1 pseudogene is annotated in these 1,263 nt (G+C 79.6%); it reads right to left on the bottom strand.

The features are described from left to right. A pseudogene (locus tag KIK08_RS39065) lies at positions 1–1,263 on the bottom strand (LuxR family transcriptional regulator); the annotation flags it as partial.

Raw genomic sequence — 1,263 nt, 5'->3', positions numbered from 1 at the left:
GAGCAGGTCGCTCATCGCCTTGCGGTCGCGCGTGCGGATCGCGGCCTGGCCGGCCAGCTTGCCGCCGTCCCAGGTGAGCCCGACGGCGTGCAGCCCGCGGGCGGCGGCCTCGACGCCCTCGGCGTCGACCTCGGAGGCCAGCAGCCGCACCCAGTGCGGCGCGGCCGCGGCCATCGCCGCGGCGAACCGGCTGCCCCCGGCTGCGGCCTGCACGGCCCTGGCGTGCTGGGCCGCGGCCTCGGCGTCCTCGGCGAGGATCGCCGCCTGCAGCGCCGACCAGTGCAACGATGCCGCCCACAGGGCCGGGTTGCCGAGGCGCTCCAGCAGCGCCGCGGCCTCGTCCAGGTGCGGGCGGACCCAGCTGGCCTCGCGCAGCCGGGTGGCCGCGATCGACAGCTCGCCCAGCTGCTGCAGGACGAACAGGTCGACCGGGTGCCGGACGATGGCCTCCCGCGCCCGGCTCCAGGCCGGCATGAGCGAGGCCAGGTCGCCGGTGCGGCGGGCCAGCGCGACCTCCAGCGCCGCGGCCAGGAACTCGTCGCGCGGTTCCAGGTCGGGCCCGGACGCGGCCAGCGCGGCCCGCGCCGTCGGGGTGGCGCCGCGCAGCAGCGCGATCCAGCCCAGCAGCAGCCGGTGGCGCAGCACCGCGGACCGGCCGCCGAGCTGCACCCGCACGGCGCGGTCGAGGACCGACTGGGCGACCTCCAGCTCGCCGCAGTGCACCGCGACGAGCGCGGCGAGCGCGGCGGGCGTGTCCGGCAGCAGCGGTGCCCGGTGGCTGGACTCCAGCAGCGACGCGGCCCGGGTGAGCTGCGACAGCGCGGCGGTGGGCGAGCCGGCCACCGAGTCGTAGATCCCCTGCGCCATCAGCTCCTCGGCGCCGGCGAGCAGGGTCGGCGGGCGGGTGGGGCGCCCGGGCGACGGCTCCGGGCCGCGCAGCACCTCGCGGGCCTCCTCCAGCGCCCCGGTGCCGATCAGCGCGGGCACGGCCGATACCGCCGCGCTGCCCATCGAGGCGCTGCCCAGCCAGCGGTAGACCTCCGCGCTGCGGGCCAGCATCCCGCGCCGGGCCAGCACCGCGGCCGCGACCGTGCCGGCGCGCACGACGTCGGCGGGCGCGACGTCGTCCGCGGCGGAGAGCACCAGGTCGGCCTGGGTCAGGGCGAGGTCGAGGTCGCCCTGCAGGACCGCGACCTCGGCCCGGCGCCCGGCCAGGTCGACCGCGGGCGCGCCGGCCGCGACCGCCGCCTCCAGCAGCTCCCC

The sequence above is a fragment of the Pseudonocardia lacus genome, from assembly GCF_018531445.1.
Classification (GTDB): domain Bacteria; phylum Actinomycetota; class Actinomycetes; order Mycobacteriales; family Pseudonocardiaceae; genus Pseudonocardia; species Pseudonocardia lacus.
This window is presented reverse-complemented; position numbering and strand designations above follow the sequence as displayed.